Genomic DNA, 15,151 nt, shown 5'->3' on the forward strand with positions numbered 1-15,151 from the left:
CGTAATGACAATATGATGAAATTTAAGGAAACTCTCAATAGCCAAAAATATTAATTTTTTGTTACATCCCGCATGACAAAAGGCATCACAGCCGATGGTTAGCGTCTACGCTTTAAGAAAGCACTAAGCTGTTTTGTGACTGAATCCAAATGCAGGTGACCCTATGTTGTCGATTTTCGATATTTTTAAAATTGGCGTTGGCCCGTCAAGTTCCCATACCAACGGACCAATGATTGCGGGCTTTCAATTCCTCTCCGTTATCCCGGATATCAATCAAGTGGCGCGTATCCAAATCGATCTGTTCGGATCGTTATCGCTGACGGGAAAAGGACACCACACCGACCGCGCGGTAGTGCTCGGTTTGCTGGGAAATCAGCCCGACACCATCAAAATGACCAGCGCGACACAGGCGATGCAGCGCGCGATTGACGAGGGGGTGCTGCTGTTAGGTGGCCGCAACGAAATCCCGTTTCATTACTCCAGCGACCTGTTATTCCACAGTGAAAATCTGCCACTGCACGAGAACGGCATGACCCTTTCTGCTTTCGATGCTAAAGGCTTAATCGTCGCTTTTGAAACGTATTACTCGATTGGCGGCGGATTTATCGCCACCGCAAAAGAGCTCGAGCATGGCACCGCGGAATCGTCCATTAAAGTCGAATTCCCGTTCAACTCCGCCGAAGAACTGCTGAAAAAGGCCGAACGTAATGGCTTAAGCCTCGGCGGTTTAGTCCTGCGCAACGAACTGGCATTTCGCGACATCGACACCATCGATCAAAAAACCGAGCAGATCTGGAAAGTGATGTCGCTGTGCATGCAACGCGGGTTTGATACTGAAGGGATTTTGGAAGGCGGCCTCAACGTAACCCGCCGCGCGCCAGCGCTGCTCAAAAAACTCGAAGCCAACGCGGCGATAGAAAATGATCCGATGGAGATCATGGACTGGATTAACCTGTTCGCCTTCGCAGTCAGTGAAGAAAATGCGGCGGGAGGCCAAGTCGTCACATCGCCGACAAATGGCGCTGCTGGCGTCATTCCCGCTGTGTTGATGTACTATCATCGCTTCATTCGTCCACTCGACACCAAACAGCTCAAAGATTTTCTCGCTGTCGCTGGCGCGATTGGCATTCTGTACAAAACCAATGCGTCCATATCCGGAGCCGAGGTGGGATGTCAGGGTGAAATCGGGGTGTCATCATCGATGGCCGCCGCAGGGCTGACATCGCTGCGTGGTGGCAGCAATGAGCAAATGTGTATTGCAGCTGAAATTGCCATGGAACACTCGCTAGGCATGACCTGTGACCCGATTGGCGGCTTAGTGCAGGTGCCTTGCATAGAACGCAATGCGATGGGCGCAATGAAAGCGATTAACGCATCGCGCATGGCATTAAAACGCACCAGCAAGTGTCTAATCTCATTGGATAAAGTGATTGATACTATGTATCAGACAGGTAAAGACATGAACAAGAAGTATCGCGAAACTTCATTAGGTGGCCTTGCGCTGATTCATCTGGCTCCACCGTGCGAATAACGCTCAATTCTTCTCATGAGCCTGACGGTGCAAGCCGTCAGGCCGCCAATTTAAGATGAGACTGTTGCAGCATCTTATCGATTGTCTGCCGTTGAACAATCCACTGATAACTCAGCGATAAAATACAAATTTCGTACGCCCAGGCCAGGTAGGAAAAGAGGCCGAACCCCAACGCAATCGCCCAATTGCCATCAGCTGGCAGGCTGCTGATCAGTAGACCTGAGCTCATCGGGATAATGCCTGTCAGAATAAAGAGCGCGCCTTTGTGTTCCTGAGACAAACGCCAGGCGAAACGCAGACCTCGCGGTTCATCATCAATCGCGGTGGCCGGAATCACCAACCCCCAGCGAGAGACCAGCCAAATCATCGGCAATGTGCCCACCGCACCGACCAAAATCTGAATCCACACACCACTTCTCTCATGTATCAGGCCAATTGCGCTGCTTAACACGACCCACCCAAACACCACCACCATGATGGCAATAAACATCATCAGCCAATAACCAAGAATACGCATTTCACGTAAACCAGAAGGCGGCGAATCAGCCGGAGAACTTTGCCGATTCAACAGAATTTCCCGATGCAAACGTACCGTCGCCCACGCCATGGCGACCATCACCATCAGGCAGTATAAAAACAACAGGGGTACTGAATCCGTTTCATCAGAATGGGATTGCAACACTTGAGTCGCGACGGTGACAGCCAGATAAGGCCAGGAGAGCGCCAAAAAGGCTCGCCATTTATCTCTCATTAACCGTGCCGAACTGACTAAAGTGTACAAAATGGGTAAGGGGTATTTTTTCATTGTCCTAGCTCAACGCATTGCTCCCTTACAATATGACTCAAATTGCGTACATTCGCAGCGATAACTGCGTGACATAAATCATGGGAAGATGACGAGTTAGTAATACATTGCTTATTAATTCATCAAACCAATGTATGCAAACCTCTGGTCAAAAATCGGGCTAAGCCTTGAATTGACGGATTAAGTTGTCCAGTATGGATAAAAGAAGGAAGCCACTGAGGACACGAAGTGTATGAGTAGTGATACACCGCGTTTGACACTGCGCGTGATAGAAAAAAGTGATTATCCCGAACTAGCAGAACTGATGGATCTGGTTTTTCACGATGTTGGTGGTGCCTGGCCACGCATGACCATCATGGATTTAATTCATCAGTTTCCCGATGGCCAGATTTGTATTGAAGACAACGGAAAAATCGTCGGTGCCGCACTGACCATCAAAGTCGATTACAACCGCTTCTCCCTCCCCCATGTCTACACCGACATCATCAACGAAAATAACGTCATTCAGCATAAAGCCAACGGTGATGCCCTGTATGGGCTCGATGTATTCGTCCATCCGGATTATCGCGGTCTGCGTCTGGGTCGCCGTTTGTACGCCGCCCGCAAAGACTTATGCCGTAGCGCTAACCTGAAAGCGATTCTCGCGGGAGGCCGTATTCCCGGCTATGGCCGTTATGCCGATACGATGGAGGTGCCGGAATATATTGAGAAAATTAAGCGCCGTGAGCTGTACGATCCGATCCTCTCTTTTCAGCTCTCCAACGATTTCGACGTCAAACGTATCATGCGCCACTATCTGCCGGAAGACGACAGTTCCCGCGGCTATGCGACTCTACTTGAATGGGATAACTTCTTTTACGAGGAAGACATCAACTCCATTCACGACATCGAAAAAACGCTGGTTCGCATTGGCATTGTGCAATGGCAGATGCGTGCCATGCTCAGTGTGGAGGACTTGATTGAACAAGCGGAATTCTTTGTTGATTCCCTGTCCAATTATCATGCCGATTTCGCTCTGTTTCCGGAGTTCTTCAACGCACCATTGATGGGACTGAAAAACGATCAGAATACCGTGGAAGCAATTCGCTTTCTGGCCTCGTTCAGCGAAGAAATCAAACTGCGTTTTTCCAAACTGGCGGTCACCTACAACATCAACATTATCGCGGGTAGCATGCCTGTGCTCGAAGATGGTCAGTTGTATAACGTCGCTTACCTGTTGCATCGCGACGGCACCATTGATGAGCAGTACAAAATTCACATCACGCCTCACGAAAAACGCGATTGGGTCATCGACGGGGGTAATCAGGTGCAAGTGTTCGAAACCGATGCCGGCCGAGTGGGGATTTTGATCTGTTACGACAGTGAATTCCCCGAACTGGGCCGCATGTTGGCCGAACAAGGGGTGCAAATTATCTTTGTACCATTCTGGACGGACACCAAAAATGGCTACCAACGCGTTCGACTCTGCTCACAAGCACGTGCCATCGAGAACGAATGTTACGTCGCGATTGGCGGCAGCGTCGGTAATCTGCCTCGAGTGGATAACGTCGACATTCAATACGCCCAATCTGCTGTATTCTCGCCATCCGATGTGTTTTTTCCTCACGACGCGACGATTGCGGAAGCCAGTCCCAACACCGAGATGATCATTTTTGCCGATGTGGATCTTGATAAACTAAAGCAATTGAATACTGAGGGTTCGGTGACCAATCTGCGCCACAGGCGCATGGATTTATATGGCGGATTTACCCAAACAAAGTGACGAAAGTTATTGATATCCATCACATTAACTAGTCTGACCAGAATGCGTTCCCCCATTTCGGTGGAACGCATTCTTTTTCAATTTGGAAATTTCATCGCCTTGTCGATCATGGAGTTATCGTTTTCACGCTGCGGAGTGCAACTAGCGTCGCAATTTGCAAATCACTAATTCGATTAAATTCATACAGTTAAACACATTACCCCTTTGGTATTAGCCACTTATGCCCCCTCTTGCAGTTCGTCCTTAATCTTTTTATATCTATGGGTAGCGCGCAACGTTTTGCGAGCAATATCCCACTTTGCGTACCCGACTACTGATGAGGAATGCCCCATGTTTAACGCCCTGATCTCTCGCAAAACTGCTGTTTTACTGGTGTGGTTTGCCTCGATGTCTGGTTTTGCCAGCACCGATACCATTCTCACCGTCGACAACCATGGTCGAAAGGCCCAATTCAGCCTTGAACAATTGCTGGCACACGCTGACAAAGAGATTGTCACTAACACCCCTTGGACCGACGACAACACCAAGTTTGTCGGCGTCTCAGCCAAACAACTGCTGAACATGATTGGCGTTTCAAAAGCCGATTTAAAAGTCACTGCGCTGAATAATTATTGGTCGACCATCCCTTACGACGACATTGAAAAGTACAACCCGCTGTTTGCCGTGAAAAAGAACGATGACGTTATGAGCATTCGCGACAAAGGCCCAATCTGGGTGATTTATCCGCTCAGCGAATTTAATGAAGTAAATAACGAGGTGCTGCACAGCCGTATGGTGTGGCAGGTCAGCCAAGTAGAAACGTTGCAGTAATCAAAACGCTGAGTGTGTAGGTATCTATGAGCCGCCATATTGCCATTTTCATCATGTTTGTGTTTGGACTGTTTATCTTCTCCATCTGGACGTTGGTAAAGTTCAACGACACTTATAACATGCTGACCAAGCACACTCAGTTGTCTGCCTGGGCACTGGCTCAGTTGGAGATCGAAACACTGGAGTTTTCTTCCCAGCTTGAAACCTACCTGATCAACGACACCCGTTCGTCACGCAAACTCAATCTCAAATACGACATTCTATGGAACCGTTATGATACGTTTCTCAACAGCGACGAAACACGCGAGATCCGTTCGCAGTACGGTTCTGGTGAAGTGATCGCGAAGGCGTTTAATGTGCTGCGCAAGTACGAAAATGCCGTGCTCAAATCCAATCTCAGCGAACTGAAGGCGTTTTCTGGTGAGCTGAAAAGCCTGATGCCCGGCATTCGCAACCTGATGATCGTCAATTTCACAGGGGAAGAATCGGCCAAGAACAGAGCCATCATCGCGGACAATAAACAAACCGTGTTGTACGACATGCTGTTGATCTTATTGGTGCTTGGCTACATCTCGCTGCGCGTATACAAAGATGCCAAATACCAACAGTTTATGGCCTGGCATGATCCGCTCACTCAGCTGAAAAACCGTAACTATCTGCTGCAACAAATTAAAAATCTGAGTAAGCGTGAAGACGACTACGCGTTGATTTTGCTGGATATCAGCCACTTCAAAGAGATCAATGATATCGTCAGCTACGAGTACGGCGATAAAATCCTGACCGAAATCAGTGAACGGCTCAAAGCGAAGTGCGATCAGTTCCACTTTTTGTGCGCGCGTGTCGGTGCCGACGAGTTCGCGATCCTCATTAACCGCTGTGATTTCAATTTCGAATTTTTCGTCAAGGCGTTATTGAGCGATCTTGGTGCTGTTTTAAATCGTCTCGACCCTTCCAAACGTATGACGCTCGCAACCGGGATTGCGATGAGTAAAGAGATGAGCGAGCACACCAAACGTTACCTCAAAAAATCGTCGGCGATCCTGAATAACGCCGACCTGGCACTTAACATCGCCAAGAAAATTCCGGCCGATCCTGTGGTCTACTACAGCAAAGAGATTGAGATAGCGCACCGCAAAAAGCGCAAACTGTCCGAAGAGCTGGAAGGTCTGATCAAAACCGACGATCAGCAGCAGCTTTACATGGCCTTTCAGCCGATTATTTCTCCGCAAAGCGAACGCCTTGGTTGCGAAGCACTGATTCGCTGGAACCATCCGCAACACGGTTTCGTGAATCCGGAATATCTGATCGCGATTGCGGAAGAATCGGGGCTGGCTAAAGAACTGGGACGCTGGATCATGCGACAGGTTTATCAGGCCCTGTCTGTCGACTGGAGCGCTTTCCATTCGCGGATTGAAGTCGCCATTAACCTGTCAGATTCGCTGTTTGACGAAGAGTTACCCGCGTTGGTGTCGGATATCTTCGCCACCGACATCAACTACCTTGACGCCATCGTGCTGGAAATCACCGAAACCATGACGCTGGATGAAATCGAGCGCAGCGTCAGCATCATTCGCCAGCTCGAAGACATCAATATTCGTCTGTCGCTGGACGATTTCGGTACCGGTTGGTCGTCACTCTACAACCTCAACCACCTGCGCTTTAACAAGCTGAAAATCGACAAGTCGTTTGTTCGCGACCTGAACAGTTTGGACCAACAGAAGTTCTTTATTTCGGCGATCGTAACCTTATCACATCAGCTTGGCATTAAGGTCGTTGCTGAAGGGGTCGAAGATGAAATTCAGCTCCATCGCCTACAGGAGCTGGGCGTCGATGAATTTCAGGGCTACTACTTTTCTAAACCCATCACCAAAGAAGAATTTGCCCATTTCAGCCATCAGTACTTTGCCCACCGAAAGCCAGCGCTCAGTGCAGTGGAATGATCCCGAGTGTTCACGGTTAAATCTCGTTAACTTGTCCCAGAACCCACGTGACAACGCTTCAAAAACTCAGCAATAAATGCTAATACTTCGCCTCTTATACAACTTGTTTAATAATTGATTTATCACTAAAACAACACACTATCGTCAGAGGCTTTATGAATACCCCAACCCCGGATGAGGCTAATCGCCGACCATTGGCCGTCCGCGAACTCAAACTCACCAAACGCATCGCCATCTGGCTTAGCCAGAAGAATGTCACCCCAAATCAAATCTCTTTGCTCAGCATCCTCTTCGCCCTGGCAGGGTTTGTCAGTTTACTGCTCTATTACTTTTACCCTGCCGCTTCGTTGCTGTTACTCGCCGCTGCCAGCATTCAGTTGCGCCTGCTGTGTAACTTATTTGATGGCATGGTCGCTGTTGAGGGCGGAAAAAAGACGCCTGCCGGAGAGCTGTTTAACGATGTACCGGATCGCATTGCCGATCCGCTGTTTATCGTCGCTGCCGGCTTTGCCACGCAATCGTTGGTGGGTATGGATCTGGCCTGGATTTGCGCCATTCTCGCGGTCTTGACGGCCTACGTCCGCGTGCTGGGCGTGAGCATGAACGGGCCAGCGGATTTTTGCGGCCCGATGGCGAAGCAGCATCGCATGGCTCTGCTGACGGCTTCACTGTTGATATTGTGCGTTTACCAATGGCTACAACTGCCGCTGCATTTTTTGGGTTACACCTTAGATTGCGCCCTCGCGCTGATGTTGTGTGGCTTGGTGATCACCACCTGGCGACGTCTGGAACATATCTATCACTACCATCAGGCGCAATTCGCCCAGCAACAGGAAACTCAGCGAGATGTTTAATATTCCCGTTCACTCTCAACATGTCATGCTGGCGATCGTCGCTGTGCTGGTCGTCGGCACTGTGTGCTATTTGTGGTTGTCACGCCGTCACACAGATCGTGACTATCTCGAGCTGAAACTGCGCATTCGCTCCTGGTGGTGGATGGTGGCCATCGCATTTGTCGTGTTGGCACTACCACTCAACTACACACTGTTTTTCATGGGGTTTCTCAGCTTTTTAGCACTGAAAGAATTTCTGTCTATCGTTCCGACCCGTATGACCGACCGCCGCGTCATTTTCTGGGCGTACCTCTCCATTCCTTTTCAGTTTTACTGGCTGTCGATCGGTTGGTACGGCATGTTCATCATCTTTATTCCGGTGTACATCTTCTTGTACCTGCCCATGGTGATGGTGTTGATTGGCGATACCAAAGGCTTTATTCGCTCTGCGGGCGTGATTCACTGGGCAATGATGCTGACGGTGTTCTGTATCAGCCACATGGCGTATCTATTGGTGCTGCCCAGCCTTAACCCGAATGCAGGTTCATTAGGCATGCTGCTGTTTTTGCTGGTAATGACCCAATTCAACGATGTTTGTCAGTACGTATGGGGTAAGAGTTTTGGCAAGCACAAAATCGTGCCGAAAGTCAGTCCGAACAAAACCTGGCAAGGTTTTATCGGTGGCAGTGCGACAGTGATTGTGGTGTCCTATTTCGCCGCGCCGTACCTGACGCCACTCAACCCGATACAAGGCTTGGTGGCCGGAGTGATCATCGCTTTCAGCGGCTTCATCGGCGATTTGGTGATTTCATCGGTCAAGCGAGATTTGCGTATCAAGGACACCAGCCAGTTTATCCCTGGCCACGGCGGCATTCTGGATCGAATTGATAGCCTGATGTTCACCGCACCGCTGTTCTTCCATTACATCTACTATCTCTATTACTGAGGCCACCATGGCAAGATTACTCAAACTGTTGTTTGTGCTGCTGATCGTCAAGCCACTGGTGTTTATTGGCTTGGGGCTCAATATCTTACAGCGACAAAACCTCCCCGAGCACGGGCCGATGATCATCGCCGCCAATCACAACAGTCATCTTGATACGCTGGTGTTGCTGGCGCTGTTTCCGATTCATATGGTGCATCGCGTGCGCCCGGTTGCAGCGGCCGATTACTTTCTCGCCAATCGCTTTGTGGCGTGGTTGTCCCTCAATATCATTGGCATCATTCCGATTCGCCGTGCACCATCCGCTTCCCAGCGTGACGCCGTCTTTGATGCCTGTCATGCGGCATTAAGTAACGATGAAATTCTGATTATTTTCCCCGAGGGCAGCCGCGGTGAACCGGAGATCATGAGCGGCCTGAAAAAAGGCATCTACCATTTGGTGAAAGATCACTCAGGCGTCTCCGTGCTGCCTGTGGTCATGCGGGGTCTCGGGCGCTCACTGCCTAAAGGGACGGCGATGCTGGTACCGTTTAACTGCGATGTGGTGATCGGAGAGCCGCAAGCGGGATTTACCAGCGCCCAGCACTTTATCGACACCATGCAGACACAATATCAGCAACTTGCGCAGCACTGCATTACGCAGACCGCCAACGCAGAACAACTCGATATTGAAGAGTAAAGAAAACGCGGCGATTGCCGCGTTTTCTTTACCAGTAACGTTCATGGATATAGTTGCCACCCGTCGCCTGACGAAATGGCGGCAAGCCTTTTTCGCGTAAGGTACTGGCGGTGTCTTTAATCATGTCAGGGTTACCACACATCATCACAAAACTGTGCTCTGGCGTTAACTCTAACTCACTTACAGTTTGCAACTCACCTGACTCAATCAAGGCCGGAATACGTCCACTCATCGCATCGCTAAGCGCTTCGCGGCTGACCACAGTGTGATAGCGTAAGCGCCCCTGATATTGCTCCACCAGCGTCTGAATATCGTCGCGATACACGCGGTCACGACCATAGCGCACGCCGTGCACCAGCACGATATTCGGTTGGGTCAGGCGTTGGTCGGCGAGCAGTGACAGAAATGGACCAATTCCCGTCCCGGTTGCCAATAACCATAAATCTTGCGTGAAATCAGGAATCGAAGGCTGAATCAGATCGCCGTAGGCCGAATTACCCATCCACACGGTATCACCAGCGGAGAGTGATTGCAGGCGCGGAGAAAGCTTGCCTTGTGGATGAGCCACAATCAAAAATTCATGTTCATCCGCTGTAGCCCCTGGCGCATTAACCAGAGAATAGGCTCGGCTCACCAGATTGCCTGCATCATCTTCGAGCCCCAACTTGGTAAACTGCCCGGCCGAAAATGGCAACTCGGCGCCGCTCACTCGCAGTGAGAACTGCTCCGGCGTCCAGTCGATACGTTCAATCACCTGCACTGGGTTAAAACCTGCGAATAGACTCATGATCTTTTCTCCTCACCGATTATCTTTGAGTGACGTTACGCCCCTTTACGCCTTAAGTAAAGTTTTTACCTTACTTATTAAGTTAATGTTTTGTTAACGCACTCACCGACAACTCTATCCGATAACGACTAGAATAATTAGTCTAATCACAGCTCAACCAAGGAATGAAAGAAGATGGAAAACTTACTGCAGGACTTTCCGGTCGTGACTGAAATCCCGGTCGCATGGGGCGAAATGGATGCCTTACAACACGTCAACAACGTGGTCTATTTCCGCTATTTTGAAACGGCGCGCATCGATTACTTTCGTCACATTCAACTGATGGAAGATTTGGCGATCACACAGGTCGGCCCGGTGCTGAGCGAAACGCAAAGTCGCTACAAAATTCCGGTCACCTTCCCTGATACGTTGCTGATCGGATCGCGCGTGAGCGATGTGCAAGAAGATCGCTTCACCATGGAGTATCAGGTGGTGAGCAAAAAACTGGGCAAAGTGACCACCACAGGCAGCGCCACTGTGGTGATGTTTGATTTTAAAAACGGCACCAAAGCCAAACTGTCAGAGCGTATTCTCGACGCCATTCAAACCCTTCAGGATCTGCCTTCCTGATACGGTTCGACACCGACCTTCAGGCTGCTATCCACAAGGCAGCCTGAAATACTGCATTCGTGCCGATGTGAGCCATGGCGGCATATACACAAACAACTTGGAGTTGCAGGTAGGCGCAAATGAGTGAGTCCCCATGAGCATAGATACGCTATGTAATTGGGGTGAATGAATGCAGCCAACACCGCGCAGCTTCAAGCAGGAAGGGTATAGTGGCTATAACTAATTCTCATGTTACCAGCGTGTGAATCATATTGCGCATTCGTGCGGCTGGGCTTATTGTTGGGGCTCCGCAGTCCTCTTTTCATTTGGAACCTTTCATGAACACCGCACTTCTGGGCATGTTTATTCCCACTTTCTTCTTAGTCTCAATTACGCCGGGTATGTGTATGACACTTGCCCTTACCCTGGGTATGAACATTGGTTACAAACGCACACTGTGGATGATGATTGGCGAACTGATTGGCGTGGCATTGGTTGCCGTCGCGGCCGTGGTGGGGATTGCAGCCGTCATGCTCAACTACCCTTGGTTATTTACCGCTTTCAAGACCGTCGGTGCCTGTTATCTGTTTTACCTTGGTGTGCAAATGTGGCGATCAAAAGGCAAGTTGGCGCTCACTTCCGAGTCCGACACGCACTATCAGGGCAGCGATTGGGGCTTAATTGTTCAGGGTTTTGTCACCGCGATCGCCAACCCGAAAGGCTGGGCGTTTATGATCTCGTTGCTACCGCCATTTATCGACCAATCGACCAGCCTGACACCACAATTAATTTTCCTGGTGTCGATCATCATGGTGTCCGAATTTGTCTGTATGACGCTCTACGCCACTGGCGGTAAAGGGTTAAAACGCGCCTTGGGCAAATCGCAAAATGTTCGCGTGATGAATCGCGTTTCCGGTTCCCTGATGATGGCCGTAGGCATTTGGCTGTTTGTAAGCTAAACGTTGTGAGCTAAACGTTTCTTTTTGATTTATGACCTATCGAAGCGGCCTTGCGCCGCTTTCTTTACATGGCTTTACACTCCTAACAATCCCCATTAAATTCAACAATTAATGTAAAAATTAGCACTAAACCGAAAACTCCATTGGTTCATTTGGTGTTTACAACAGAGTTCAAGCGCGTATATTTATGAGCCATAACATCAAATAAACCAAAAGGTGATGAAATGACTATCTATACCTACTCGCGCTTCTCGCCACGCAACCCAGATTTCCAGCAAGATATGGAAGCGCTAAAAGCGGCCTTCCCCGACGCCACACACATTGAAGATTCCGCTCGCGGCCGCATGCCGGCTATGGAACGCCCAGACTTTGTCGCCTTAGTCGACACACTGCAAAGCGGCGACACGCTGGCCGTCAACTGGCTGAGCAGCATCAGCAAAGATTTCCAGCAGTGCCAACACGTATTGCAACTGCTGATGGAGAAAAACGTCACGCTCAAAACCACCAAACCCGCCATGACAGTGGCTCCGGACAGCGAAACCGCCGCGGCAATTGCACTGGTGCTGGAAGGGTATGGACAAGCGGACACGCGCCATCGCTTACATGCCGCAGAAATGGGCCGCCGCGCCCTGCGCGAAGATGGCCGCGCGTGGAAAGAGAAATTCCGCGGCCGCCCGGCCAACAAAGAGAAACACATGAAAATCGCTGGCCTGCTGCTGGAAGGCAAAACACTGGAAGAAGTCGCACAAATCTGCGATTGCAGCCTGTCGACGGTTAAACGCGTCAAAAGCCGGGTCAGCGAACACGATGACGAAGGCGCGCTGCGTCGCCGTGGTCATGGCCGCCACGGCCACCACCGTCATGGGATGCATCGCGGTGATCACCGTGGCGAAGGGCGTGGCGAAGGGCGTGGCGAAGGTCGTCGACACCGAGGCCGCCCAACGGACAGCGATGAATAAGATTCCGACAAACGTCTGGAGACAAAACGGCGCCTGATGGTGCCGTTTTTTATTCAAGTCATGCCATTCAAAGAAGGAGCATTAACTCATCCGCAGCGACGCGGTTTCGGTGAACGTTGCCGCGTCAAGTTGCGCTTCAGTAAAGGGAATGTCGTGCAGTTGTTTATTGGCAAACTGCTGCAACTGCGTTGTTCTTCCCAGAGATTCAACGCCATCGCGCTGGCCGTGACTGAGGATACCTTGGACGGTAATGCCCTGCTCATCCCACGTCGCCAACTGCACATACGCACTGCCGAACAAAATATGCGGGAAACCGTTTTTATCAAGCGGTGCAGGCATTTCACCATTGAGAAGCCCTTCCTGATACGAGCCGCCATGCAAGGCGATTTTGGTGTTATCCGCCGTCTCAAACAGCGCCTCGCCCCACGCAGTATCGAGCGCAAACCCCAACGCGTTTAGCTCATCAACCGTTGCGGCCAACGCCTGCGTGATCACCGGTCCATTCGCCTCACGGGTATCCAGTTGAGAGCCCAGTGTCGGATCGCCACTGCTGGGAACGTTCAACACATTGAGCTGCACCATACGGTTCCAGAACAGATGGAATAACAGCGCACCTTGGCTGGTCGCATTGTTTTTGCGATCCCATCGACTCAGCACTTCGCACGCTTGGCACACCGCGGCGGAAGCAGAAACACGCCCAACGCTTAAGAGCTGATCAAGAAACGTTTCTGCGGCGTAGTTGCGGTTATCAAAGATGATCGGTAAGACCTTGTCTGGCGTGATGGAACCTTCGGCCGTAAGTTCATCCAGTCGGCGCGTTGACATGATCAACCTTGGGTCATAACGCAGCCCGGCAGCAATGTGTTTCCCGACTTGATACGCCGCCTTATGCTGGCCAAATACCGACGGAAAGTCCGGTTGAACTGCCCCAAATTCGGAAAATTTATAGCTGTTGTTGGTGTTTTGGATAATGCCGCGCGAGATGACCGTCGGGTAGAACGAGGCAGGTGCAAGCAACGGCTGGCCGTCGCTACCGCGCAAAAAGGCATCGGAGCACGTACCATCCAACACATTAAACGCCGATTCCGCATCGCCAACATGGCGCTGGGCCATGGCGTCATCAGTCAGCGGCGGCACGTTGCCCGCAACCACATAAGCCACTTCGCCGTGGCGGTCGGCCACCACCAACTGGCACAAAATCCCCCGCTGCGATTCGATGGCCGCAACAAAGTCCCGGGTCGACGTGGTTTTCGCTGCTGCCATGAACTGATCCAGCCCGCGCGCATTCTGCTCTCCGGGGTTGGTGATGGCATACCAACCTTGCGGTTTGCCCACGCGATGCGGCAGGTGATAGAGCACCCCGAGTTCTGATTCAAGAAACTCATAATGGCGTGTCGCGATCTCGCCGGACGCTTCTAACACCTCGACCGCCACGGCGCGAATCGATAATGGACGGTTTTCACTATCGACTCGATAGCTCAGTGTATTGCCTGACGTGTGAATCGCCATTTTCTGCAACACAAACGGCGTCACCGACGCCGCATCTAAAATGCTCCACGCCACATCGGCGTTATAGCCAGTCATCGGCAGCGGGAAACCAAGAAATGAGGTACCTGCAACGTCTAGCTCGCCGGGAATAGTCAAATGGTACTGATGCATGTAAATGCGTTGCTGATGCGGCGTTCTTTTCCAGGCCGAATGGGGGTTGCCAAGCAAGATCGCACGCTCTCCGGCGACAACATCGCCACCAAATGCCCAGGCGTTACTGCCAAAGCCACCCTCCACTTCAACCGGTGTCGCATGCGGTGAATCGACCGTGTCAGGTGCGGATTCCGAGCGCCATTGCTGCGCCGACGAAACAAGGTGCGGGCCAATTTCCACCAGCTCTTTCATGATGCCAAAGCGCATCGCGGCCCTTACCACGTCTTGCTCGGTAAAGGTCACCAGCGGCTCATCGGCGCGCCAACGCTGTTTCTCGTCTGCCGGCATCTGATCCACATAGTGATTCAATCCGCGCACGTAGCCTTGCACGTACTCACGCGTTTGCGTGCTGAGCTTTGCCAGTTCATTTTCAACCCACTCAGGCGGCAGACGTAAACGAAACATCAGATCGGAATTCAGGTTGGTGGTTTTGAGAAAACCAATGGTGGATAAGCGCTCCGCACCATAATGTTTTGAGCGCTCACCCCGCAAGGTGATCACCTGACCGGATAGCTCACACAAGCGGTCGCGCGCATGCACGTAACCGTAGCCAAAACCCAAACTTGCGTAATTCTGCGCTTCGATGTGCGGAACATCATGATCCGTCCAACGAATATTAACCTGATCCCATTCGTGTTGATTCATACCGTTAAAGCCTGCCTGTCGTATCGCATTGTCTTAGAAAATTTAACGATAATGATAACACATATCATTTACATAAAATCCCCTGTGCAGATCAACTTTAGGTGCTTTGTTGAGTACGCTTTTCAGTGAGAAACGGTGCGAGAGGGACAGTCAGTGACTTACACAACCCGAATGGTCAAATAATCGTGCTGTGCAGTACCTCTCGATAA

The 15,151-nt window shown here is 50.7% G+C and carries 13 protein-coding genes; 10 read left to right on the top strand and 3 right to left on the bottom strand.

The genetic code is table 11. The features are described from left to right. Window positions 1-163 precede the first annotated feature (163 nt). Window positions 164-1,531, top strand: coding sequence for an L-serine ammonia-lyase (locus JIG40_RS15120; RefSeq protein ID WP_020327839.1), 1,368 nt, complete (start codon window positions 164-166; stop codon window positions 1,529-1,531). Between the two features lie 37 nt (window positions 1,532-1,568). Here JIG40_RS15120 and JIG40_RS15125 read toward each other — a convergent pair whose 3' ends face one another. Next, a complete protein-coding gene (locus JIG40_RS15125) occupies window positions 1,569-2,282 on the bottom strand; it encodes a hypothetical protein (protein ID WP_055453548.1) in 714 nt (237 codons plus the stop codon). Window positions 2,283-2,568: 286 nt separating this feature from the next. Between JIG40_RS15125 and JIG40_RS15130 the strand changes: the two genes are divergently transcribed. From JIG40_RS15130 to JIG40_RS15155, 6 genes are all read left to right on the top strand, one after another. Next, window positions 2,569-4,098: a bifunctional GNAT family N-acetyltransferase/carbon-nitrogen hydrolase family protein gene (locus JIG40_RS15130; RefSeq protein WP_020327841.1), complete on the top strand. Its 1,530-nt coding sequence runs from the start codon at window positions 2,569-2,571 to the stop codon at window positions 4,096-4,098. 387 nt (window positions 4,099-4,485) lie between these two features. Beyond that, window positions 4,486-4,908: an oxidoreductase gene (locus JIG40_RS15135; protein ID WP_199465733.1), complete on the top strand. Its 423-nt coding sequence runs from the start codon at window positions 4,486-4,488 to the stop codon at window positions 4,906-4,908. 119 nt (window positions 4,909-5,027) lie between these two features. Beyond that, the gene (locus tag JIG40_RS15140; RefSeq protein WP_199465734.1) at window positions 5,028-6,848 is read left to right on the top strand and encodes a bifunctional diguanylate cyclase/phosphodiesterase; all 1,821 of its coding nucleotides are present in this window, start codon (window positions 5,028-5,030) and stop codon (window positions 6,846-6,848) included. A gap of 155 nt (window positions 6,849-7,003) precedes the next feature. Further along, the gene (locus tag JIG40_RS15145; protein ID WP_171933480.1) at window positions 7,004-7,702 is read left to right on the top strand and encodes a CDP-alcohol phosphatidyltransferase family protein; all 699 of its coding nucleotides are present in this window, start codon (window positions 7,004-7,006) and stop codon (window positions 7,700-7,702) included. Further along, window positions 7,695-8,627, top strand: coding sequence for a phosphatidate cytidylyltransferase (locus JIG40_RS15150; RefSeq protein ID WP_020327845.1), 933 nt, complete (start codon window positions 7,695-7,697; stop codon window positions 8,625-8,627). The genes JIG40_RS15145 and JIG40_RS15150 overlap by 8 nt, the downstream gene beginning before the upstream one ends. A 7-nt stretch (window positions 8,628-8,634) precedes the next feature. Continuing rightward, window positions 8,635-9,303, top strand: a complete 669-nt coding sequence (locus tag JIG40_RS15155; protein WP_047462714.1) for a lysophospholipid acyltransferase family protein — start codon at window positions 8,635-8,637, stop codon at window positions 9,301-9,303. 28 nt (window positions 9,304-9,331) lie between these two features. Here JIG40_RS15155 and JIG40_RS15160 read toward each other — a convergent pair whose 3' ends face one another. Further along, entirely contained in the window at window positions 9,332-10,090 is a 759-nt protein-coding gene (locus JIG40_RS15160; protein WP_199465598.1) for a ferredoxin--NADP reductase, read from the bottom strand. Between the two features lie 174 nt (window positions 10,091-10,264). On the opposite strand from JIG40_RS15160, the gene JIG40_RS15165 reads away from it, so the two are divergent. The 3 genes from JIG40_RS15165 to JIG40_RS15175 all read left to right on the top strand — a co-directional run bounded on the left by JIG40_RS15165 (window position 10,265) and on the right by JIG40_RS15175 (window position 12,596). Then, on the top strand, window positions 10,265-10,699 hold the full coding sequence (locus tag JIG40_RS15165; RefSeq protein ID WP_020327848.1) for a thioesterase family protein: 435 nt from the start codon (window positions 10,265-10,267) through the stop codon (window positions 10,697-10,699). 317 nt (window positions 10,700-11,016) lie between these two features. Further along, window positions 11,017-11,637: a LysE family translocator gene (locus JIG40_RS15170; RefSeq protein ID WP_199465599.1), complete on the top strand. Its 621-nt coding sequence runs from the start codon at window positions 11,017-11,019 to the stop codon at window positions 11,635-11,637. A 224-nt stretch (window positions 11,638-11,861) separates the two neighbouring features. Next, entirely contained in the window at window positions 11,862-12,596 is a 735-nt protein-coding gene (locus tag JIG40_RS15175; protein ID WP_199465600.1) for a recombinase family protein, read from the top strand. Window positions 12,597-12,677: 81 nt separating this feature from the next. Here JIG40_RS15175 and JIG40_RS15180 read toward each other — a convergent pair whose 3' ends face one another. After that, on the bottom strand, window positions 12,678-14,942 hold the full coding sequence (locus tag JIG40_RS15180; RefSeq protein WP_199465601.1) for a penicillin acylase family protein: 2,265 nt from the start codon (window positions 14,940-14,942) through the stop codon (window positions 12,678-12,680). Window positions 14,943-15,151: the final 209 nt, after the last annotated feature.

It is taken from the genome of Vibrio sp. bablab_jr001 (assembly GCF_016464285.1).
Classification (GTDB): domain Bacteria; phylum Pseudomonadota; class Gammaproteobacteria; order Enterobacterales; family Vibrionaceae; genus Vibrio; species Vibrio fluvialis.